The sequence below is a fragment of the Rathayibacter caricis DSM 15933 genome, assembly GCF_003044275.1.
Taxonomy (GTDB): domain Bacteria; phylum Actinomycetota; class Actinomycetes; order Actinomycetales; family Microbacteriaceae; genus Rathayibacter; species Rathayibacter caricis.
In genome coordinates this window covers 246,617-267,523 of record NZ_PZPL01000001.1, presented here as the reverse complement: position 1 = coordinate 267,523, position 20,907 = coordinate 246,617, and the positions used below count along the sequence as shown (strand labels likewise).

The window sequence follows — 20,907 nt, the reverse complement described above, 5'->3', positions numbered from 1 at the left end:
ATCCGCCCGCGCGCTCACCCTCGAACGCGCGCCCGAGCTCCTCCGTCCGGAGCTGCAGACCATGCGTCCCGCTCCTGATGAGGGCCACCGACGGCTCGCCCGCTCCCGGTACCGAGGCGCGCTGGAGTTCCCACGAAGAGAGCGTTCTCGGCCTGCTGGAGCGGGCCGCCCACCAGCCTCTCGTCCGAGCAGGGCACCGGTCCGACCGGACTTCCGTCGCACCGTGCCGGCGAAGCCGCACCTCGTCCAGACCGTGCCGGCCAAGCCGCACCTCAGGCTTCGCGCCTCGACCAGCCGCCGGTCTCGAAGGCGATGGGCGAGAAACGCGTGCCAGCGTTTCGAGCGAGCCGAAGGCACCCCGCTCCATGGAACGCGGCCCGTCGCGAAGCCGACTGCGGTTGAGGGAGCGCTCGCGCTTCCTCAACGAATAAGCACCGCCCGACCCCTGAGGGAGGAGCGCTCGCGCTCCTTCCTCAGAAAAGGTCGGGCGACGGCGTGGACGCGTACCGGATGGCGACGTCGGCGTGACGGTCGAAGCGGTAGCCGACGCCGCGGACGGTGCGGACGATGTCCTCGTAGCGGCCGAGCTTGGCGCGGAGGCGGCGGACGTGGACGTCGATGGTGCGCTCGTTGGGCGCGTCGTCGTCGGCGGCTCCCCAGAGGGAGGCGATGAGCTCGGCGCGCTCGATGGTGCGGCCCTCGCGGAGGACGAGGTACTGCAGCAGCTCGAACTCCTTGTAGGTGAGGGCGGTGGTCTCGTCGTCGAGGATGACGCGCTTGCGGGAGATGTCGATGACGACTCCGCCGGGTGCGCGGTCGAGGTCGGGCTCGGCGTCGGCGCGGCGCTTGGCGACGGCGGCCGGGTCCTGGAGGGCGAGGCGGACGACGTCCACGTCGCGGCCGCCGGCGCCCTGGGGCGCGAGGGCGACGGAGGCGTAGGTCTCGGCGTCGGGGGCGAGGAGGGCGGTGACGCGCTTGAGCTCCTCGACGAGGCGGCCGAGGTCGACTCCGGCGGCGCGGGCCTTGGCCTCGTCGATGCCGACGTAGAGGGCGAAGCCGCGGGCCTCGGTGCCCTGGGGCACGGCGCGGAGGCGGGGGGTGGTCGGGGTGCTCTCGGGAGCGGCCTGGAGGCGGGGGGCCTCGAGGGCGGCAGGAGCGGGGACGGTGCGAGCGTGGAGGAGGGACATGGCGAATCCTTGGGGCTGGTCGGATCCGGGACGAATGTCCGGGAGAGCGGATCCGGGTGTGCGCTGTGGTGCCGGCGGCCGCGTGGTGCGGTCCGGCTGGGGCGGATGGAGTGCATCCGAGGGGTTCACCGCGCCTGCGACGCCGAGCCGATCGGACGGGGCGTGGAGCCCGGTCAGGAGGATCGGAGGGCGGAGACTGTGCGGGAACCCGGCGAGGTCAGTGCCTCACGCACACATTCGACAACACACGACGAGGCCGCCGGCCATCATCATGCCGGCATCCCCGATGGCCTCAAGGGAGGTCAGGGCGAGCGCGTTGTCAGTCATGGAGGAAAGTAAAGCGGACTGTGACGGACCGAGTCAACAGATTTCGGGTCGGTGTCCAGGATCCGGCGCGGGATCGGCTCCTCCGGGCGCGTCGCGGCACCCGGAGGGAGGACGGTCAGCCGGCGAGGCCGTAGAGGCGGTCGCCGGCGTCGCCCAGGCCGGGCACGATGTAGCCGAGCTCGTTCAGGTGGTCGTCGAGCGCGCCCAGGACGATGGTCACCTCGCGACCCTCGAACGCCTTCTCTACGGCGGCGAGGCCCTCGGGCGCGGCGAGCAGGCAGACGGCCGTGACGTCGACGGCTCCGCGATCGAAGAGGAACCTGATCGCCGCGATGAGCGACCCTCCGGTCGCGAGCATCGGGTCCAGGACGAAGCACTGGCGGTTCGAGAGGTCGTCGGGCAGGCGCTCGGCGTAGGTGGTGGGCTCGAGCGTCTCCTCGTTGCGCGCCATGCCGAGGAAGCCGACCTCGGCGGTCGGGATCAGCTTGACCATGCCCTCGAGCATGCCGAGGCCCGCGCGGAGGATCGGGACCACGAGCGGCTGCGGGTCGCTGAGCGCGAGACCGGTGGTCTGCGTGACGGGGGTCTCGATCGTCACGGTCCTGGTGCGGACGCCGCGCGTCGCCTCGTAGGCGAGCAGGGTCATCAGCTCCTCGGCGAGCTGCCGGAAGGTGGGGGAGGGGGTGCGCTTGTCGCGCAGCACGGTGAGCTTGTGCGTGATCAGCGGGTGGTCGGCTACGTGGACGCGCATAAGCTCAATCTACTTCCCGGTCCGAGCACGGCCGGACCGGACGCGGGCACGAGGGGGCGCGATGCGCGACAGCGACCTGCGCCTCCCCTCCGCCGCCGACGAGTGGATGGGTCTCGCGCTCGACGAGGCGCGGCGCGCCGCGGGCTGGGGCGATGTGCCGGTCGGTGCCGTGGTGGTCGACTCCGACGGCCGCGTCGTCGGGCGGGGGCGCAACGAGCGCGAGCTGCGCACGGATCCGACCGCGCACGCCGAGGTGGTGGCGCTGCGGGACGCGGCGGCCGCCCTGGGCGACTGGCAGCTCACGGGCTGCACGCTCGTCGTGACGCTCGAGCCGTGCGTGATGTGCGCGGGAGCGATCCTGGCCGCTCGCGTCGAGCGCGTCGTGTTCGGGGCGTGGGACGAGAAGGCGGGGGCGGTGGGCTCGCTGCACGACCTCCTCCGCGATCGGCGGCACACCTGGACGACCGAGGTGTACCCGGGGCTCCGCGCCGAGGAGAGCACTCGGCTGCTGCTCGACTTCTTCCGCGCGCGGCGCTGAGCGGGCGGCCTCAGTCGCGGGAGTGGCCGCCGAGCCACTCGGCCAGCATCAGCTCCGTCGCCTCCCGCATCCGGTCGAAGCGGCCCTCCTGCACGTCGTCGCGGAGCTGCTCGGCCGTGTAGCCGGCTCCGGCCGCGTACTCGGCGTCGCCCTCGAGCCAGCCCGCGGCCATCGCGCCGCTCAGCTCGGGGTGGAACTGCACGCCCAGCAGCCACTCGTCGATGCCGAACGCCTCGACGGCGTAGGCGTCCGAGGAGGCGAGCAGCGTCGTGCCCGCGGGGAGGTCGAAGGTGTCGCCGTGCCACTGCATCACCGGCACTCCCGCCAGGTGGCGCAGCGGTGAGCGCATCCCGGCGTCCGTGGGGTCGACGCGGCGGAAGCCGACCTCGCGGGTCGGACCGGGACGCACCTCGCGTCCGAGCGCGGCGGCGATCAGCTGGGCGCCGAAGCAGATGCCGAGGGTCGGCCGTCGGTGGTGCAGCCGCTCCTGCAGGAGGGCGATCTCGGGCGAGATGAACGGGTGCCGCGCCGTCTCGTAGACGCCGGCGCTGGAGCCGAGCGTGACGACGAGCTCGGGCTCGTCGAGGTCGACGGAGCCGAGATCGGTGCCGGCCACGGCGTCCACCGTCCAGCCGTGCTCCCGCAGGATCGGCTCGAGGACGCCCAGGCCCGCGCCGCGCTCGTTGACGATCGCCAGTGCGCTCCGCACCTCAGCCGACGTCCTCGGCGCGGAGCGCCGGGGCCGGGGCGGCCGGGCCGCGGTCGACGTCGGGCTCGAGGTAGACGACGCGGGCGGCCGGGACCGCGGCGCGGATACGCTGCTCCGCCGCATCGATGCCGGCGGCGACGTGCTCGAGGGTCTCGGCCGCGGGGAACGCGACCTTGGCGGCGACGAGCAGCTCGTCGGGCCCGAGGTAGAGGGTCTTCATGTGGATGACGCGCTCGACGTCCTCGCCCGACTCGATGGCCGAGCGGAGCGCGTCCGCGTCGGCGTCGCTCGCGCCCTCGCCGACCAGGAGGCTCTTGGTCTCGATGCCCAGGATCACGGCGACCACGATCAGCAGCGCCCCGATCATCAGGGTGCCGATCGCGTCGAAGACCGCGTTCCCGGTGATCGCCGACAGACCGACTCCGAGCAGCGCGAAGGTCAGGCCGGTGAGCGCCGCGGCGTCCTCGAGCAGCACGACGGGCAGCTCCGGGGCCTTCGCCCGGCGGATGAAGCGGAACCACGACTGCGTGCCGCGGCTGCGGTTCGACTCCTTCACCGCGGTGCGCAGCGAGTAGCCCTCGAGGCAGATCGAGACGGCGAGCACGAGGATCGGCAGCCAGACGTTCTCGAGCTCGTGCGGGTTCGTGATCTTGTCGACGCCCTCGTAGAGCGAGAAGACGCCACCGACCGTGAAGAGGATGATCGCGACGACGAACGCGTACACGTAGCGCTCGCGCCCGTAGCCGAACGGGTGCTCGGCGTCGGCGGCCCTGCGGGACTTCCGGCCGCCGAGCAGCAGGAGGAGCTGGTTGCCGGAGTCGGCGAGCGAGTGCACGCCCTCGGCGAGCATCGAGGCCGAGCCCGAGAAGAACCACGCGACGAACTTGGTCAGGGCGATGCCGAGGTTGGCGGTCAGCGCCGCGAGGATCGCCCTGCCGCCTCCGGATGCGCTCACGTGGTCTCCTCGTGGATCCTGGTGGTGCCGGTCGGTGGTCGGATCATCCTAGGGTCCTGCGGATCGGGGGAGGACCCCCGTCCGGGCCGCGGTCGCTCGCGGTTCGTAGGATGAGCGGGTGACCGACGACACCGTGCTGCTCCCCTCCATCGCCGTACTCGGCCTGGGCTCGATGGGCGGTGCGATCCTCAGCGGACTGCTCGCCCCCGGCGTCCGCATCGACGGCGGTGTCCGGGTGACGAACCGCGACGCCGCCAAGGCCGCCGCGTGGAAGGACCACCCGGTCGTCACCGCGTTCGCGACCGAGGAGGACGCCGAGGCGAACCGCCGGGCCGTCGCGGGCGCCTCCGTCGTGCTGGTGGCGGTGAAGCCGCACATGGTGCCCGCGCTGCTGGAGGAGATCGCCGACGCGCTCGCTCCGGGGACCGTCGTCGTGAGCGTCGCGGCCGGAGTCACCGTCGCCGCGTTCGAGAGCCGACTGCCCGACACGGTGCCGGTGCTGCGCTCGATGCCGAACACGCCCGCCGTCGTCGGACGCGCGGTCACAGGGCTGAGCGCGGGGACGCGCTCGAGCGACGAGGACCTCGCGCTCGTCCGCCGCCTGTTCGAGACCGTCGGCGAAGTCATCGAGGTCCCGGAGTCGCAGCTGGACGCGCTCTCGACGATCTCGGGCTCGGGACCCGCCTACGTGTTCCTCCTGATCGAGGAGCTGATCACGGCGGCGATCGCCAAGGGCTTCACGCGCGAGCAGGCGTCGACGATGGTGACCGGCACGTTCCTCGGCGCCGCCGAGCTGCTCGTGCACTCGGGCGAGGAGCCCGCCGAGCTGCGCCGCCGGGTCACGAGCCCGAACGGCACGACCGAGCGGGCGATCGCCGTGCTGCAGGAGGCGGACCTGGCGTCGCTCTTCACCCGGGCGACGGACGCGGCGCTCGCCCGCGCACGGGAGCTCGCCGCGTCCTGAACGCCCGGGCCTAGGAGCCCAGGGCCGCGAAGCGCTCGATGTCGCTGGGTGTTCCGCTGACGACGATGAGGTCGTGGTTCGAGACCACGGTCTGCTCGGTCGCGTAGGTGAACGGCTTGCCGGGGCTCTTGACGCCCACCACAGTGACCCGGTGCTTGCGCCGGACCCCCGACTCCGTGAGCGTGAGCCCGCGGATGGGCTTGGGCGGGTACATCTTGGCGAGCACGAAGTCGTCGTCGAACTCGATGAAGTCGAGCATGCGGCCCGAGACCAGGTGCGCGACGCGCTCGCCGGCCTCGGCCTCGGGGTAGATGACGTGGTTCGCACCGATGCGCTCGAGGATCTTGCCGTGCGAGCGCGAGATGGCCTTCGCCCAGATCTGCGGGATCTTGAGGTCGACGAGGTTCGCGGTGATGAGCACGGACGCCTCGATCGAGGAGCCGACGGCGACGACGGCCACCTGGAAGTCCTGCGCGCCGATCTGCGCGAGGGCGTCGAGCGAGCGCGCATCCGCCTGGACCGCGTGGGTGACCCGCTCGGACCACTTCTGCACGAGCCCGGCGTCGGCGTCGACGGCGAGCACCTCGCGGTCGAGTCGGTCGAGCTGGCCGGCCGTGGCGGCACCGAAGCGCCCGAGGCCGATCACCAGCACCGGGGCGTCGTACCTGATGCGGTCAACCAACGATGGGCCTCTCTTCCGGTCGTCTGAACAACTGCCTCCGCTGACTCGCGGCGAGCGCGGCGGCGAGAGTCACGGTACCAACGCGGCCCATGAACATCGTCAGCGCCAGAACGTAGACGCCGGACGGCGGGAGCTCGGCCGTGAGCCCCGTCGACAGCCCCGACGTCGCGAAGGCCGAGATCACGTCGAACAGCACGTAGTCGAGGGAGGCCTTGGTGATGTGCAGGATGATCACCGACGAGACGGCGACGGTCGTCGCTCCCCACAGCACGACCGAGACCCCCAGGCGCAGCACGTCGTTGGGGATCCGGCGGCCGAACGCCTCCATGTCGTTGGTGCCGCGGGCCTCCGCGAACGCGGCGAGGAACAGGATCGCCAGCGTCGTGACCTTGATCCCGCCCGCGGTCGAGGCCGAGCCTCCGCCGATGAACATCAGCATGTCGGTGACGAGCAGGCTGGAGCCGTTCAGGTCGGGGACGGAGATCGTCGAGAAGCCGCCCGACCGGGTCATCGTGGAGAGGAAGAACGACTGGAAGACGGTGTCTCCCGCGTCGAGCACGCCGAACGTCTTCGGATTGTCGAACTCGAGCACGATGTAGAGCGCCGCCCCGGCGACCAGCAGGATCAGCGACGTGACGAGCGTGAGCTTGACGTGCACCGACCACTTGCGCGGGCGGCGCCAGCCGCGCGAGAAGGCGTAGATGACGGGGAAGCCGATCGAGCCGAGGAAGACGCCGATCATCAGGATCCCGAGGAACCAGTAGTCGTCCTGGAACGGGGTGAGCCCGGCGGCGTTCGGCGAGAACCCGGTGTTGGTGAACGCCATCGCCGAGTAGTAGAAGGAGTGCCACACCGCCTCGCCGATCGGGATGCCGTCGATCAGCATCCGCGGGAAGAGCAGGAGGGCGACGACGATCTCGATGACGGCCGCGCTCACGGCGACGGTGGTGAGCAGTCCGCCGATCTCGCCGAGCCGCACCGCCTGGCCCTCGGCGACGGGGCCGGAGTGGATCCGGAGCGGGTTCGAGTCGCTCGCCACCATGAGCTTGGCGCGGAGGCCGAGGCGGCGCGAGACGGCCATGCCCATGATCGAGGCGAGGGTCAGCACGCCCAGGGCGCCGATGTTGACGCCGATGAAGATGACGGAGTGGCCGAACGCCGACCAGTGCGTCGCCATGTCGACCGTGGCCAGGCCCGTGACGCAGATGACGGACATGGCGGTGAAGAACGCGTCGTGCAGCGGAGTGACCTCGCCGGCGGTCGTCGAGACCGGCAGGGAGAAGAGGAGCGTGAAGACCAGGATCAGGGCCGAGAAGATCAGGATCGCGAAGCGCGAGGGGGAGCGGCCGGCGAAGTCGTCGATGAGGTCGCGGGCCCGCTCGAAGCCCGACCACGGGGAGACGGGCGAGACCCCGACGGGGCTGCGGAACTGCTGGCGAACCACCACGGCGGATCCTCCACTCGATCGCGGCCATGCTACCCGGTCGCCGTGCGGCTCCCGGGCCCGCCGGCCGGCCGCTCTCCCGGGCGCCGCAGAGGGCGGCCTGGCTACTCTGGGCGCATGCCGGACATCTTCGCGGTGATCGCCGACGGCACCCGCCGCGACATCCTCTCCCTCCTGCGCGCGCAGAGGGAGGCGGGACCGTCGGGCGCCGGGGGCATCAGCGTCTCGCAGCTCGTCGCCCTCCTCGAGCTCAGCCAGCCCACCGTGTCGAAGCACCTCAAGGTGCTGCGCGACGCGGGACTCGTCACCGTGCGCGAGAGCGGGCAGCACCGGTTCTACGCGCTGCAGTACTCGCCCCTGGAGGAGGTCGAGGACTGGCTGATGCCGTTCCTCGAGACCGAGGACGAGCCCGCGCTGCTCGACGCGGCGGCCGCGGCCCGGGCGGAGTCGCTGGGCCGGGCGATCGCGGAGCGGACCCACCAGGTCAGCACGGTCGTGCAGGACATCCAGCGCGGGGTGAGCGAGGGGGCGACGAAGGTCGCCGAGGCGCTGCGCATCCGGAAGTGACGCGTGTCGGGGCGCTCGCCGCGTCGGGGGTCTGCTAAGCCGTGACCCGGGCGCCCGCTCGGTCGTGTAAGCTCGCGTGAGGCATTTTCTCGTAAGCGGCCGTCCGTCGGGCGGTCGACCCCCCTGAACGTTGTGAGGTCTTCGTGGGTTCTGTTATCAAGAAGCGTCGCAAGCGTATGGCGAAGAAGAAGCACCGCAAGCTGCTTCGCAAGACTCGCCACCAGCGTCGCAACAAGAAGTAGGCCCCGGCCTCTTCCCCTTCGAGCGTCCGCTCCCCACCGGGATCGGGCGCTCGTCTGCGTTCGGGCGCGATGCGGTCCTGTCGCGGTTCGGCCTGCGCCAGCGGGGTCGGGCCGCCCGAGCCTCCCGTCTAAACTGGGAGCATGGTGGACATCGCGCTGACTCTCGTGGGGAAGCCCGGCTGCCATCTCTGCGACGACGCCCGCGCGGTGGTGCAGGGAGTCCTCGCCGACCTCGGGCCCGCCGCTCCGGCCGTCTCGCTGTCGGAGGTCTCGATCCTGGACGACGCCGAGCTGCACGAGCGCTTCGTCGAGGAGATCCCCGTCCTCCTGATCGACGGTCGAGTCCACAACTACTGGCGCATCGACCCCGTCCGCCTCCGCCGAGCCCTCCTGGAGCACCCATGACCGTCCGCCACGTCGTCGCCTGGAAGCTGAACGCCGTCGACCCCGCGCAACGGGCCGAGCACACCGAGCAGATCTCGGAGGCGCTGCGCGGGCTGCTGCCGATCATCCCCGAGATCGAGTCGATGACGATCGGGAAGAACACCCTGTTCCCGAAGGACAACTTCGACATGGTGCTGATCGCGGACTACGCCGACGCCGACGCGCTCAACATCTACGTCGAGCACCCGGAGCACCGCCGCGTCGCGGGCTTCATCCGGCCGCTCGTGCGCGAGCGGGCCTGCGTCGACTTCGAGGTCTGAGCGGCGGGGTCTGACGGCGACCCGTCCCGAACCGACACGCGTCCGTGACCGGATCGTTGCGGTGAACCCCACACACGGGGGACGGACTGGCCGACGAGTGGGGCATGGATCCGCATAGTCTCTTTGCGGGGACCGCCGCTCCCCGCATCCGGGGTGCACTCAGCACTCCGACGGGGAGGAACATCCATGTCACGTCAGCGACGCCGCACCGCGGCCTCCGCGCTCGTCCTGGCCGCGCTCGTCGCCGGCCTCGCGCTGCCCGCCGCCGCCCAGGCGACCGAGCTGGTGCCCGGAGTCTCGGCGCCCGCGGTCACGGAGCCGGTCCTCGCTCCGGTGGTCGCGCCGGTCGTCCCGCCCGTCGAGGAGGTGCCGCCGGTCGTCGAGCCGGAGCCCGAGCCGGAGCAGCCGACCGTGCCGAGCGTGCCCTCCGAGGAGCCGGCGCCCGAGGTGCCGGGCGTTCCGTCCGAGCCGGAGCCGACCACGCCGACGCAGCCCCAGCCGCAGCCGAGCACGCCGACCCAGCCGGAGCAGCCGGCGCCGGAGCAGCCCTCGCAGCCGACGCAGCCGGCCCAGCCCGCGCAGCCGAACCAGCCCGCCCAGCCGAATCAGCCCGCGCAGCCGCAGGCCCCGGCCGGGGGGACCACCGGCGGCACCGCCACCACCGAGGCCGGCACGACGGCTCCGCGGCCGTCCGCTCCCGGACGCACCCTGCTCTCGACCTCCGCCGCCGACCCGGCCGCGGCGCCTGCTCCGGTCGCCGAGGGCCAGCCGGTCGCCGAGTCCGCGGCTCCCGCCGTCTCGGTCTACCTCACCCGCGACGCGGGAGTGGACCCGGGCGCGCTGACGGTCGACCTCGCCCGCTTCTACGGTGTGGGTGCCGCCTACGCCGGATTCCAGCGCGGCGAGAGCGCGACGGGCGTGCTGCGCGCGCCCGACGGCACCGAGACTCCGCTGACCGGCGACGACCGCCAGGACGGCGCGACGACCAGCACCGGCTCGGCCACCGTGCCGGCCTCAGCGCTGTCGGCGACGGGCGAGTACTCGATCACCGTGACCGGCGACCGCGGCTCCACCGCCTCGACCACCTTCTCGCTCGTGGCCTCCACCGGGCCGGGGGTCCTCGTCGAGCCTCGCGACGGCTCCGGCACCGAGACCGGCGCTCCCCGCGGCGCGGTCTGGGGCTTCGACTCCGGCGAGGCCGTGACGATCGCCGCGGTCACGCCCACCGGTGTGAAGGCGGACCTCGCGGTCGGCGCGCTGTCGGTCCGGGTCGACGACCTCGGCTGGTCGGACCTCGTGCTGGGCGACGCGATCGTGGCGACGCCCACCGCTCCGGTCTACTGCCTCGTCGCGACGGGGACCGCCTCCGGGCGCACCGCCGCCGTGACGGTCGGCTACCCCGTGGACGGCGTCTCGGCCGATCTGCCCGACGCGGCGCAGGTCTGCGGCATCGCGATCGCGACCGCCGGCGCCGAGCCGGTGCTCCCCTCCACCGAGGCCTCCGGGCAGACGGCCGGAGTGGCTCTGACGATCGGCGCGGGCGCGCTGGTGGCCGTGATCCTGGCGATCGTCATCGCGAACATCGTGATCCGCCGCCGCCGCGAGTACGACGACCTCTTCATCGGCGGACCGCTCCCTCACCAGACGCAGGAGTGACCCGACGCCGGCGGGAACGCCGGTCAGGACGCGGAACGCCCGCGGGACGACGAGGTCCCGCGGGCGTTCCGTGGTTCAGGGACGACTGCGTGCTCAGTCGATCGGGCTGAACCGCAGGAGGATCGTGCGCGCCTCGGGTCGCAGCTGGAAGTCGGGCCAGACGTCGGGGCCGCACGCGCGGGAGCCCAGGCCGTGCTGGGCCGCGTCGATCGTCAGCACCGAGCGCGTCGACTCCGGGAGCTCGTGCGGGTGCTGCGCGACCCCGATCTCCTGCGGGGTGTGCCGGGCGAGGGTGAAGCCGGGCAGGCGGCCGTGCAGATCGGGGGCGGCCTCGATCCGCAGGCTCGCCGCGCCGTTCTCATGCAGTACGAGCTCGCGCAGCGAGGAGCGGTGCCCGCTCTCCTGCGGGCGCGCGTACGGCGTCGTCAGGGCGTCGATCCCCGCCGAGAAGCGTCCGACGCGGGCCGCGCGGAGGCTGTCGGGGTAGGACTCGAGCGGTCCTGTGCCGAACCACGCGGCTCCGTCGATCGACCCGGGGAGCTCGAACGTGAGCCCGAGGCGGGGCCAGACGAGATCCCAGCGGCCGGTCGGCGCGAGGTCGGCGCGGAGGACGACCGCGTCGCCGTCGGCCGTCCAGTGCTCGTCGACCAGGAGCGCCGCGTCGAGGTCGGCGGCGGACCAGCGGGTGCGGCGGCGGAGGCCGTCCGAGGTGTCGAGGCTCTCGAGTCGGGACGTCAGCCGGTCCAGGCCGACCTCGCGCCAGCGGGCGGCCGAGGACGGGGCGGGCACTCCGCGTCCGTCGCCGGCGTTGGGGTCGCCGCTGAGGTAGGCGGGGAACCCGGCGCCCTCGTCGTTGTCGGTCGGGGCGCGCCAGAGCTCGGCGCGCGGGCCGTCGACCGCCAGCCCCGCGAGCGACCGGAGCCGTCCGCCGGCGAAGCGCGCCGCTCCGACCTCGTCGCCGCCCTGCGTGCCGCGTCGGGCCCGGGCCCACGCGGGCTGCGGCGCGGGGGCGGAGAGGCGGCGCTGCGCCGTGGAGACGACGTGACCCTCCGGGGCCCAGGCGGTCGCCGCGGCGAGCACGACGTCGACGGTCAGCCAGGTCTCCCCTTCCGCGGCGACGTCGACCTCGGGGAGCGCGACGGTCGCGGAGTCGCCGGCGGCGATCGCTCCGGTCTCGAGGACGCCGTCGGCGATCCTCCGCCCGTCGACCTCGGCGCGCCAGAGAACGCGGAGATCGGCGGTCGAGGCGTCGTGCCGCCGGTTCTCGACCAGCACGGAGTCCCCGCCGATCCGGGCGCGGACGGGAGCGACGATCTGCTTCCACTCGAACAGGCCCGGGCTCGGCGTGCTGTCCGAGAGGACCATGCCGTCCATCACGAAGTTGCCGTCGTGGACGACCTCGCCGAAGTCGCCGCCGTAGGCGTAGTACTCGACGCCGTCGGGCGTCCGGGCGCGGAGCCCGTGATCGCGCCACTCCCAGACGAAGCCGCCGTGCAGCCGCGGGTAGCGCTCGACGAGGTCCTCGTACTGGTCGATGGCGCCCGGTCCGTTGCCCATCGCGTGCACGTACTCGCAGAGCAGGAACGGCTTGGAGCGCTGGCGCGCGGACTCGCCGGGGGAGCAGCCCAGGAGCGTCGTGCGCGAGTCGTCGTCGCCGATCTGCCGCGTCTCGGGCACCGAGGAGTACATCCGCGAGTACACGTCGGTGTACGCGCCGGTGTAGTCGCCCTCGTAGTGCACCGGGCGCTCGGGGTCGCGCCCGTGCACCCAGGCCGACATCGCGGCGAGGTTCGCTCCGGTGCCCGCCTCGTTGCCGAGCGACCAGATCACGATGCTCGGGTGGTTCTTGTCGCGCTCGACGGTGCGCTCGATGCGGTCGAGGTACGCCTCGCGCCAGGCGGGGTCGTCGCTGGGGTTGCCGGCCCAGCCCCAGCGCTCGAAGCCGTGCGTCTCGAGGTCGCACTCGAGGATCACCCAGAAGCCGAGCTCGTCGGCGAGGTCGAGCAGGCGCGGGTGCGGCGGGTAGTGGCTGGTGCGGATCGCGTTGACGTTGAACCGCTTCATCAGGGCGAGGTCCTCGCGGGCGGCGTCCTCGTCGAAGGCGCGTCCGCGGTCCGGGTGGGTCTCGTGGCGGTTCACGCCGTGGAACACGACGCGCTCGCCGTTCACCAGGAAGCGGTCGCCGCGGATCTCGACGGTGCGGAAGCCCAGTCGGAGCGACACGGTCTCGCCGGTGGACGCGATCTCGGCGTCGTACAGGCGCGGCGACTCCGCCGACCACGGCTCGACGGCGTCGATCGCGATCGGAGCGACGTCCTCGGCGCTCGCCCACTCGACCTCGAGGTCGAGCGCGGGCACCCGGAGCACCACGGGGTAGGCCTCGGGGGACGCGACGAGCTCGGTCTCGAGCCGGCCGGCGCCGTCGGCGAACGCCGTCCGCACCCAGACGTCCTCGATGCCGCCGACCGGACGGGCGATCAGGTGCACGGAGCGGAAGATCCCCGGCAGCCACCACTGGTCCTGGTCCTCGACGTAGCTCGACGCCGACCACTGGTGCACGCGCACCACGACGAGGTTCTCGCCCGGGCGCACCGCCTCGGTCACGTCGAACTCCTGCGCGAGGCGGCTGCCGGATCCGATGCCGATCTCGACGCCGTTGACCCAGACGCGGTACCGGGACTCGACCCCGTCGAACCGCAGGACGACCGCCTCGGCGCCGGTCCACGACTCCGGGACCTCGATCGTGCGGCGGTAGTCGCCGGTGGGGTTCTCATCCGGTACGAACGGCGGCTCCGTGGCGAACGGGAACTGGACGTTCGTGTAGGCGGGGAGGCCGTAGCGGCCGTCGCCCTGCAGCACCCAGTGCGCGGGCACGGGGATCGAGTCCCAGGCGGAGTCGTCGAAGGACTCGGCGGCGACGTCGTCGACGCCCTCTCCCTCGGGCAGCGCGTCGATCCCGCCGAGGGTGCCCGGAGCGGCCGGCAGCAGGCGGAACCGCCACTGCCCGTCGAGCGGGATCGTCGGGGCGTCGGTGTGCAGCCACGATCGGGCGCGGCGGCGCAGTCCCCGTCCGGGACCCGTGTCGGTGAGGTAGTGCTCGGAGGTGGGGGTCACTGCGCGGAGCCTTCCGTCAGGCCGCCGCGCCGGGACGCCGCGGCATCGCGCGCCTCGGAGCATCCGATCGGAGTCGAGTCGTCACGTCGTCGTGTGGGGCGCCGCCGCGGGCGGCTGCGCCGTTCTGGACGCTACCACAATGTCGAGTAGCCACTCGAAATTGGAGGGGAGGGGGTCACATCGTCACGAACGAGATGATGGTCGGCCCCAGCACCGCGATGAAGAGGACCGGGAGGATGAAGAGCATGAGCGGGAAGAGGATGTTGACCGGGATCTTCATCGCCTTCTCCTCGGCGCGCATCCGCCGCTTCAGGCGCATCTCCTGCGCCTGCGTGCGCAGCACCGCGCTGACCGAGACGCCGTACGCGTCGGCCTGCACGATCGCGCGGACGAAGGTGCGCAGATCCGGGACCGACGTCCGCAGCTCCAGTGCGCGGTACGCGTCGCGGCGGGTCATGCCCACGCGCATGTCCTGCAGGGTGCGCACCAGCTCCTCGGCGAGCGGCCCCTTGCCGTTGTCGCCCGCGCGGGCCATGGCGGCCTCGAAGCCGAGCCCGGCCTCGACGGCGATCAGCATCTGGTCGAGGGTGTCGGGCAGCTCGAGGCCGATCGCCGCCTGCCGCTCGAGACCGCGGCTGTGCAGGAGGAGGTCGGGCACGAAGTAGGCGACGATCACAACCACGAGGATCAGCAGGACGAGGATCGGCGGCGGCTGCCGGACGAGGACGAGGAATCCGGCTGCCGCCGCGACGAGCAGCAGGAGCGGCTTGGCCAGGACGACCCGGCCCAGCGGCCACCCGGCGGGGCGCCCGGCGTGCGCATGCAGGCGGTCGAGCCGTGCGAGGGCCCCGGGCGGCAGGAGCCGCTGGGCGATCCGCTCGAGCCGCTCGGCCGTCGAGCGGGCGTCGACCGTCTCCTCGACGAGGCCCTGGGTCAGGTTGCGCCGGGCCGCGGTGCGCTCGTCACCGGCCGGCGCGAGAGCGGCGAACAGCAGGGGGAGCGCCGCCAGCAGGCAGAGGGACGCGATCAGCACGGGACAGCTCCTCAGAACTTGAAGCTGATGACGCGGCGCATCCAGAGACCGCCGATCACGAACATGATCGCGGCGACCACCATCAGGACGAAGCCCAGCCAGTGCTCGGTGAACTTCGCCACATAGGAGGGACTGGTGAGGGAGAGGATGCCGATCACCGCGAACGGCATCGCCATCAGGATGTAGACCGACATCTTGCCCTCGGCGGCCAGCGCCGAGATCTGGCGGCGGATCTGGTTGCGCTCGCGGATCGTGTGGCCGACCTGGTCGAGCACCTCGGCCAGGTCGCCGCCGACCTCGCGGTGGATGCCGATCGCCTGCCCGACCCAGCTCAGGTCCTCGCTCCGCATGCGCTCGGCCATCTGGGCGAGCGACACGTTCAGGTCGCGGCCGAGGCGCGTCTCGTTGACGACGCGCGCGAACTCCTCGGCGGTCGGCGACTCCGACTCCCGCGAGGCCGCGTCGATCGCGCGGAGCAGCGAGTGACCCGCGCGCAGGCCGCTCGCGAGCAGCTGGAGCGTGCCGTCGAGCTGATCGGCGAAGCGGCGCCGCCGTCGATCCGCGAGCGTGCGGAGGAGCACGACCGCACCGCCGAGGACGACGACGACGAGCAGGACGCCCAGGATCGCGGATCCCGCGAGCAGACCGAGCAGGAACGCCACGACGACGGCGGCCGACACGAGGATCAGCAGCTCGGAGGGGGACTTCTTCAGGCCCGCGTCGCGCAGGGCTCCCGTCAGCCGCTCCGTCCAGCCCTGCTTCAGCAGCGCCGCCGAGATCACCTCGCTCGTCGAGCGGGTGAGCTGGGTCAGACCGGAGTCCTCTGCTCCCGCATCCGGGCGCCGACGCTCGATCGGCAGCCGGGGGCGGGAGGAGGCGAGCACTCCGAAGACCACGACGAGCACCGCGGCGTAGCAGAGCACGGCGCCCAGGACCGCCATCATCGGCGCTCACCCGGCACGGGCTGGGCGAACACCCGCGGCGAGACCGTGATGCCCAGCTCGGCGAAGCGGTCGAGGAACCGGGGCCGGACGCCGGTCGCGACCGGGCCGCCCTGGATCCGACCCGAGGCGTCGACTCCCGCGTAGTCGAAGACGAAGGCGTCCTGTAGCACGACCACGTCCCCCTCCATGCCCTGCACCTCGGTGACGTGCGTGACCCGGCGGCTGCCGTCGCGCATGCGGGTGAGCTGCACGATCACGTCGACGGCCGACGCGATCTGCTCGCGGATCGCCCGCAGCGGCAGATCCATCCCCGCCATCAGCACGAGCGTCTCGAGACGGGCGATCGCGTCGCGCGGGGAGTTGGAGTGCACGGTCGAGAGCGAGCCGTCGTGCCCGGTGTTCATCGCCTGCAGCATGTCGAGCGCCTCGCCGCCGCGGCACTCGCCGACCACGATGCGATCGGGGCGCATCCGGAGGGAGTTGCGCAGCAGCTCCCGGATCGAGACCTCGCCGCGGCCCTCGATGTTCGCCGGGCGGCTCTCGAGCCGCACCACGTGCGACTGCTGCAGCTGCAGCTCGACCGCATCCTCGATGGTGATGATGCGCTCGCCGTGGGGGATGAAGGAGGAGAGCACGTTGAGCAGGGTCGTCTTGCCCGTGCCGGTGCCGCCCGAGACGATGATGTTGAGGTGCGCGCGCACGCAGGCGTCGAGCAGCTCGGCCATCTCGGGTGTCACGGAGCCGAAGCCGACGAGGTCGGACACGGTGAGCGGATCACGGGAGAACTTGCGGATGGTGAGGGACGAGCCGTTCACCGCGAGCGGCGGGATGACGGCGTTCACGCGCGAGCCGTCCTCGAGCCGGGCGTCGACCAGCGGCGACGACTCGTCGATGCGGCGCCCCACGCGGGTGACGATCTTCTCGATCACGGCGCGCAGCTGCGCCTCCGAGCGGAACCGCGTGCCGCTCAGCGTCAGGCGGCCACTGCGCTCGACGAAGATCTGCTCGTGCCCGTTCACCATGATCTCGGTGAGGGTCGGGTCGTCGAGCAGCGGCTGCAGGGGGCCGAAGCCGAGCACGTCGTCGGCGATCTGTGCGACGAGCCGCTGCCGTTCCTCGGGCGTGAGCGGGGCGGACTCGGCGTCGACGATCTCGCCGAGGATCTCGCGGGCCTGGCCGAGCAGGTCGGCCTCGGCGAGCGTGGGGTCGTTGAGCCTCGACCCCATCCGGCGGAAGAGCTCGTCGCCGACCCGGCTCTTGAGGGCGAGCAGTCCGTCCTCCCGCGCGCGCTCGTCCTCCTGCGGCTCGGGGTCCGGTTCGGGCGCGGCAGGGGGGAGCGGCGCGGCGACCGGCACGTAGGGCGCGTCGCGCTCGGCGTGCTTGGAGGCGAGGCGTTCGGCGAGGCTCACTGGATCCTGACCCTTCTGCGCGGGGCCGTGCCGACCGCGCCGGTGAACGAGCCCGCGAGCCTGCCGAGCAGCACGGCGGCTCGGGAGCGGCGCTTCGAGAGCAGCAGCGGCTGCCCCATGTTGACCGAGAGCGCGAGGTCGGCCGATCGCGGCACGACGGCAGTGACGGACATCCGCACGGTGGCCTCGATGTCCTTGACCGTGATGCCCGACTTCTTCTCGGCGAGGTTCACCACCAGGTGGCGGTTCTCGGGCAGGAGGCCCAGCTCCTCGAGCACGGTGAGCTCGCGGCGGAGCCCCCGGACGCCGGGGACGTCCATCGCCGTGACGAAGAGGGCGTCGGTCGCGATCTCGAGTGCGGCGAGGGTGTGGTCGGTGAGGCCGGCGGACGTGTCGACGACGACGTAGGCGAAGTCGGAGGACAGCTGGCGGAGCAGGTGCGAGACGGCGTCCGAGGAGATGCGGTCGGCGTCGGCGGGGTCCTTGGGCGCGCTCAGGGAGTAGAAGCCGGCCTCGTGCACGGCGAGGTAGGCCTTGAGGACGAGGAGATCGGACGCGGCCGCCGCCCCGACGGCGTCGCGGAGCGTGTGCACCGGATCCAGGCCCAGAGCGCTCGCGACGTCGCCGAACTGCGCGTCGAGGTCGACCAGGACGGTCGAGAGCGGAGCGACGCGGCCGAGGGCGACGGCGAGGTTGACCGAGAGCGTGGTCTTGCCCACTCCGCCCTTGGGGGACAGGACGACGACGACCTTGCGCTGCGGGCCGCTCCGGGCCGCCGGGCGATCGCCGATCCGGGCCTGGGCCGCGCGGCTCGAGCGGCGCAGCACCTCGCCGAGGGCGTCAGCGTCCGCATCGGGGGCGATCACGTCGCGGACGCCGGCGCGCATCGCGGCGACAGCGAGCTCGGGATCGGGGTCGTCGACGAGCACGAGGGTGATCCGCGGGAAGGCTGTGTCGAGCGCGGCGGCGAAGCGCAGCGCGGCGGTGCGCTCGATCCCGGGGCCGATCAGGACCACGTCGATCGGCTCCTCGCCGGGCGGAGGGAGGATCGCCTCGGGACGCAGGCCCGTCGCTTCGGCGGGCACGGCGGTCACGCCGGAGCCGTCGTCGCCGACGAGGGCCGCCGCGACGCGGTCGACGAAGGAGGCGGAGTCGGTGACCGCGAGGAAGCGGGTCATCGGAAGAGGTCCTCGGGGGTCACGACGCGCGTGCCGTTCGGGTCCGCGTCGAGGGGCTCCTTGGTCAGCCAGATCAGATTGAACTCCGCGGCATTGACGACCAGTTCCGCGTCGGACGCGGTGACCGCGAGGGTCACGTAGACCGAGCCCTCGGGGATCGGAGCGACGCCGCTGGCGTCCGCCTCCTCGGACGGCGAATCGAGGCCCTGGATCGTGGTGACGAGGACCTTCTGGAGGCGCATGTGCGTCTGACCGGTCCCGATCCTGGAGAAGATCACGCCCACCGTGTCGCCTGCCGCGAGGCCGCCGCCGACGACGCGCTCGGGGCTCAGGAGGACGGTCACCTCCTGCAGTCCGGGCGGCACGTCGACGCGACCGGGGACCTCGAGGGCGTCCGGCGAGACCATCCGCGAGACCAGCAGCTGCTCGCCCGTCACCAGATCGATCGACGTGACCAGGCCTCCCAGCCCGTCGAGAGTCGTCGCCGCACCGGGAGCGACGGCGACCTCGGGCAGGGCCTTCACCTCGAGGTACGGCGAGAGCTGGTCGGCCGGGGTGCCCGCCGGGGCATCGCGGGAGAGCACGAGGACGTCGACCGGCCGCTGATCCGCCACGGCACGCTGGTCCGCACCGCGCGCGTAGAGGGTCACGGCCATCACGCCGACGACGGCGAGCACGAATCCGAGGATCGCGAAGAGGATGCGGAGCTTCACGGGGCGGGGGTTCCTAGTCCGTCAGGGTGATGATGGAGGTGCCGAGATCCACGAGATCCGGGCTACCCCGGGTGAACGCGGCGTCGAGCGAGACGAACGTGACGAACTTCCCGATGAGTCCCTTGCACGTCCCCTTGCATCCCGCCCCCGGATAGGTCTGGTTGTTCCAGCTCATCCCGGGGAAGTTCCAGCCGAGCACCTGGAAAGCGGCGAATCCGCTGATCGTGTACCAGCCGCCCGATCCGGTCCCGCCCTTGTCGGAGTACACGGGGAGCAGCACCGTGGTGCCGCCGAGCTTGGACAGCTGGGCGGAGCAGCCGGGGGGCAGGCTGACTCCGGTGCTGCCGGAGACGGGCGCGGGCTTCTTCGTGTCGACCTTGGCGCGGCACGTTCCCACGGGATCGTGGAGCCAGCCGAATCCGCCGGGGAGGAGCTGCCCGGACGGGCTCGTCGTCTGGCAGGCGGTGCCGCCGGAGTCGCCGTGCATGCTGATGACCTGCACGGCTCCGTCGAGGCGGAACACGCACGGCGCGAAGGCGAGCGCGAGTGCCGCTTCGCCCGCCCCGGGACTGCCCCAGGACGAGGTGGCCGACTGCCCGACCTCGAGGGAGTCGATCCCGAAGACCGGAGCGAACACCGTCGCCAGAGAACCGGCGCCGGTGGAGCCGTCCTCGGCGGAGGTGGTGACGCGCACCGAGTTCGCGGTGGGGAAGGTGGTGACGGCACCGGAGGCTCCGTCGCCGGCATTGGCATCGGCGTAGGCCGCGGCCAAGAGCGCGGCGGCCGACTTCCTGGCCGTGGTGGTGCAGGGGCTCGCGGCGCAGCTCTGAGCCACGGCGAGGGCGGCGGCGTCGGCGCCGTTCTGCAGCTCGGCGCGCTCGAGATTCAGCCGGGCGAGGTCGATCGCGAGGGCGGCGCAGGCGAGCACGACGACCATGGCGACGGCCACGACGATCGAGACGGCTCCGCGCTCGTCCGAGAGGCGCGCTGTCAGCCGCCGCATCGCATCGCCGCCTTCCCGGTCAGGGTGATGCCGTCGCCGAAGAGGCCGGTCATCAAGTGGTACTGGTAGCGGATGGTGGTCGTGGTCCGGGCGCCTGCAGTGCAGGCGGTCGGCGAGACGGTGATCTGAGCGTCGGTGAGCCCGGGGGACAGGTTGAACGCCGAATTCTTCACGGCACTTCTCGCCGTCGCGGGATTGTTGTAGAGCGCCATGCTTCTTGCGCCTTCTCGAGCCGCATTCGTGATGGTCGTCTGCGCAGTGAAAAGGAGTGAGAACTCGATAATCCCGACGAGGACGACCATGAGGATGGGGAGGACCAAGGCGAACTCCAGGGCGACGGCGCCCTTGTCTTCTCCGAGTCTTCTATTCATGAGAGTCCTCAGGAACGAGAGACCGGGACGGCGCGGCGGAGGACCCGCTGCACCGTCCCGGCAGAGAGGGATCGACTACTCGGCGGCGGGCGCGGCGGGCAGGTCGTCGCTGATGGTCTGGAAGATCCCCGCCAGCTGCGGGCCGAGGAGCACGACGACGCCGATGATCACGACGGCGATGAGTCCGACCAGAAGGCCGTACTCGACCGCGGTCGCGCCCTTCTGCTCCTCGCGGAGGCGGTCCTTCGCGGTGGTGACGAGAGTCTGGAGAGTGATGAGGAGAGAGAGCATGGTGAACCTCCGAGATGGGGTGAGCGAGACCGGTTTACAAGGGGAGCAGGCAATCGACGACCCAGTGTGAGACCGATCGTGCGATAGCCGGTGGTGCTGTCGCGGAGAAAGAGGAGCAGTCGGAT

General features: G+C 72.2%; 22 protein-coding genes. 7 read left to right on the top strand and 15 right to left on the bottom strand.

What is annotated here, in order from left to right; genetic code table 11:
* Positions 1-473: 473 nt before the first annotated feature.
* Together C1I63_RS20080 and upp are read right to left on the bottom strand one after the other, a co-directional pair.
* Positions 474-1,187, bottom strand: a complete 714-nt coding sequence (locus tag C1I63_RS20080; protein WP_107573462.1) for a winged helix-turn-helix domain-containing protein — start codon at positions 1,185-1,187, stop codon at positions 474-476.
* 442 nt (positions 1,188-1,629) lie between these two features.
* On the bottom strand, positions 1,630-2,265 hold the full coding sequence (gene upp, locus C1I63_RS01270; protein WP_055790386.1) for a uracil phosphoribosyltransferase: 636 nt from the start codon (positions 2,263-2,265) through the stop codon (positions 1,630-1,632).
* Between the two features lie 61 nt (positions 2,266-2,326).
* On the opposite strand from upp, the gene C1I63_RS01265 reads away from it, so the two are divergent.
* Entirely contained in the window at positions 2,327-2,803 is a 477-nt protein-coding gene (locus C1I63_RS01265) for a nucleoside deaminase (RefSeq protein ID WP_055790389.1), read from the top strand.
* 10 nt (positions 2,804-2,813) lie between these two features.
* Here the strand turns inward: C1I63_RS01265 and C1I63_RS01260 are convergent, their stop codons facing one another.
* Complete coding sequence (locus C1I63_RS01260; protein ID WP_170116284.1) at positions 2,814-3,512, bottom strand: glutamine amidotransferase-related protein; 699 nt, start codon at positions 3,510-3,512, stop codon at positions 2,814-2,816.
* Between the two features lies 1 nt (position 3,513).
* Entirely contained in the window at positions 3,514-4,467 is a 954-nt protein-coding gene (locus C1I63_RS01255) for a cation diffusion facilitator family transporter (protein ID WP_107573460.1), read from the bottom strand.
* A gap of 118 nt (positions 4,468-4,585) precedes the next feature.
* Here C1I63_RS01255 and proC point away from each other — a divergent pair, with 118 nt between their 5' ends.
* Positions 4,586-5,431 carry a pyrroline-5-carboxylate reductase gene (gene proC / locus C1I63_RS01250; RefSeq protein ID WP_107573459.1) on the top strand — a complete coding sequence of 282 codons (846 nt, stop codon included), beginning with the start codon at positions 4,586-4,588 and terminating at the stop codon, positions 5,429-5,431.
* Between the two features lie 10 nt (positions 5,432-5,441).
* Here proC and C1I63_RS01245 read toward each other — a convergent pair whose 3' ends face one another.
* Positions 5,442-6,113: a potassium channel family protein gene (locus C1I63_RS01245; protein ID WP_055790397.1), complete on the bottom strand. Its 672-nt coding sequence runs from the start codon at positions 6,111-6,113 to the stop codon at positions 5,442-5,444.
* Complete coding sequence (locus C1I63_RS01240; protein ID WP_056868600.1) at positions 6,106-7,476, bottom strand: TrkH family potassium uptake protein; 1,371 nt, start codon at positions 7,474-7,476, stop codon at positions 6,106-6,108. The genes C1I63_RS01245 and C1I63_RS01240 overlap by 8 nt, the downstream gene beginning before the upstream one ends.
* Before the next feature lie 198 nt (positions 7,477-7,674).
* Here C1I63_RS01240 and C1I63_RS01235 point away from each other — a divergent pair, with 198 nt between their 5' ends.
* From C1I63_RS01235 to C1I63_RS01215, 5 genes are all read left to right on the top strand, one after another.
* On the top strand, positions 7,675-8,124 hold the full coding sequence (locus C1I63_RS01235; RefSeq protein WP_107573458.1) for an ArsR/SmtB family transcription factor: 450 nt from the start codon (positions 7,675-7,677) through the stop codon (positions 8,122-8,124).
* 143 nt (positions 8,125-8,267) lie between these two features.
* On the top strand, positions 8,268-8,366 hold the full coding sequence (locus C1I63_RS01230) for a 30S ribosomal protein bS22 (RefSeq protein ID WP_003792170.1): 99 nt from the start codon (positions 8,268-8,270) through the stop codon (positions 8,364-8,366).
* A gap of 141 nt (positions 8,367-8,507) precedes the next feature.
* Positions 8,508-8,771, top strand: a complete 264-nt coding sequence (locus tag C1I63_RS01225) for a glutaredoxin family protein (RefSeq protein WP_055790402.1) — start codon at positions 8,508-8,510, stop codon at positions 8,769-8,771.
* Positions 8,768-9,070 carry a Dabb family protein gene (locus tag C1I63_RS01220; RefSeq protein WP_055790406.1) on the top strand — a complete coding sequence of 101 codons (303 nt, stop codon included), beginning with the start codon at positions 8,768-8,770 and terminating at the stop codon, positions 9,068-9,070. The genes C1I63_RS01225 and C1I63_RS01220 overlap by 4 nt, the downstream gene beginning before the upstream one ends.
* A 186-nt stretch (positions 9,071-9,256) precedes the next feature.
* Positions 9,257-10,726, top strand: a complete 1,470-nt coding sequence (locus C1I63_RS01215; RefSeq protein ID WP_107573457.1) for a hypothetical protein — start codon at positions 9,257-9,259, stop codon at positions 10,724-10,726.
* Positions 10,727-10,819: 93 nt separating this feature from the next.
* Here the strand turns inward: C1I63_RS01215 and C1I63_RS01210 are convergent, their stop codons facing one another.
* From C1I63_RS01210 to C1I63_RS01170, 9 genes are all read right to left on the bottom strand, one after another.
* Positions 10,820-13,903, bottom strand: a complete 3,084-nt coding sequence (locus C1I63_RS01210) for a glycoside hydrolase family 2 TIM barrel-domain containing protein (protein ID WP_107573456.1) — start codon at positions 13,901-13,903, stop codon at positions 10,820-10,822.
* Between the two features lie 112 nt (positions 13,904-14,015).
* Positions 14,016-14,873: a type II secretion system F family protein gene (locus tag C1I63_RS01205; protein WP_211315541.1), complete on the bottom strand. Its 858-nt coding sequence runs from the start codon at positions 14,871-14,873 to the stop codon at positions 14,016-14,018.
* A gap of 11 nt (positions 14,874-14,884) precedes the next feature.
* The gene (locus tag C1I63_RS01200; RefSeq protein WP_107573455.1) at positions 14,885-15,817 is read right to left on the bottom strand and encodes a type II secretion system F family protein; all 933 of its coding nucleotides are present in this window, start codon (positions 15,815-15,817) and stop codon (positions 14,885-14,887) included.
* The gene (locus C1I63_RS01195; protein WP_425326969.1) at positions 15,814-17,226 is read right to left on the bottom strand and encodes a TadA family conjugal transfer-associated ATPase; all 1,413 of its coding nucleotides are present in this window, start codon (positions 17,224-17,226) and stop codon (positions 15,814-15,816) included. The genes C1I63_RS01200 and C1I63_RS01195 overlap by 4 nt, the downstream gene beginning before the upstream one ends.
* Positions 17,223-18,404, bottom strand: coding sequence for a CpaE/TadZ family protein (locus C1I63_RS01190; RefSeq protein ID WP_107573454.1), 1,182 nt, complete (start codon positions 18,402-18,404; stop codon positions 17,223-17,225). Before C1I63_RS01190 ends, C1I63_RS01195 begins: the two co-directional genes overlap by 4 nt.
* Entirely contained in the window at positions 18,401-19,117 is a 717-nt protein-coding gene (gene cpaB / locus C1I63_RS01185) for a Flp pilus assembly protein CpaB (RefSeq protein WP_107573453.1), read from the bottom strand. Before cpaB ends, C1I63_RS01190 begins: the two co-directional genes overlap by 4 nt.
* A gap of 13 nt (positions 19,118-19,130) precedes the next feature.
* The gene (locus tag C1I63_RS01180; protein ID WP_107573452.1) at positions 19,131-20,120 is read right to left on the bottom strand and encodes a pilus assembly protein TadG-related protein; all 990 of its coding nucleotides are present in this window, start codon (positions 20,118-20,120) and stop codon (positions 19,131-19,133) included.
* On the bottom strand, positions 20,108-20,491 hold the full coding sequence (locus tag C1I63_RS01175; protein ID WP_107573451.1) for a TadE/TadG family type IV pilus assembly protein: 384 nt from the start codon (positions 20,489-20,491) through the stop codon (positions 20,108-20,110). Before C1I63_RS01175 ends, C1I63_RS01180 begins: the two co-directional genes overlap by 13 nt.
* Before the next feature lie 75 nt (positions 20,492-20,566).
* Positions 20,567-20,782 (bottom strand): Flp family type IVb pilin, encoded by a 216-nt coding sequence (locus tag C1I63_RS01170; RefSeq protein ID WP_107573450.1) that lies wholly within the window; start codon positions 20,780-20,782, stop codon positions 20,567-20,569.
* Positions 20,783-20,907: the final 125 nt, after the last annotated feature.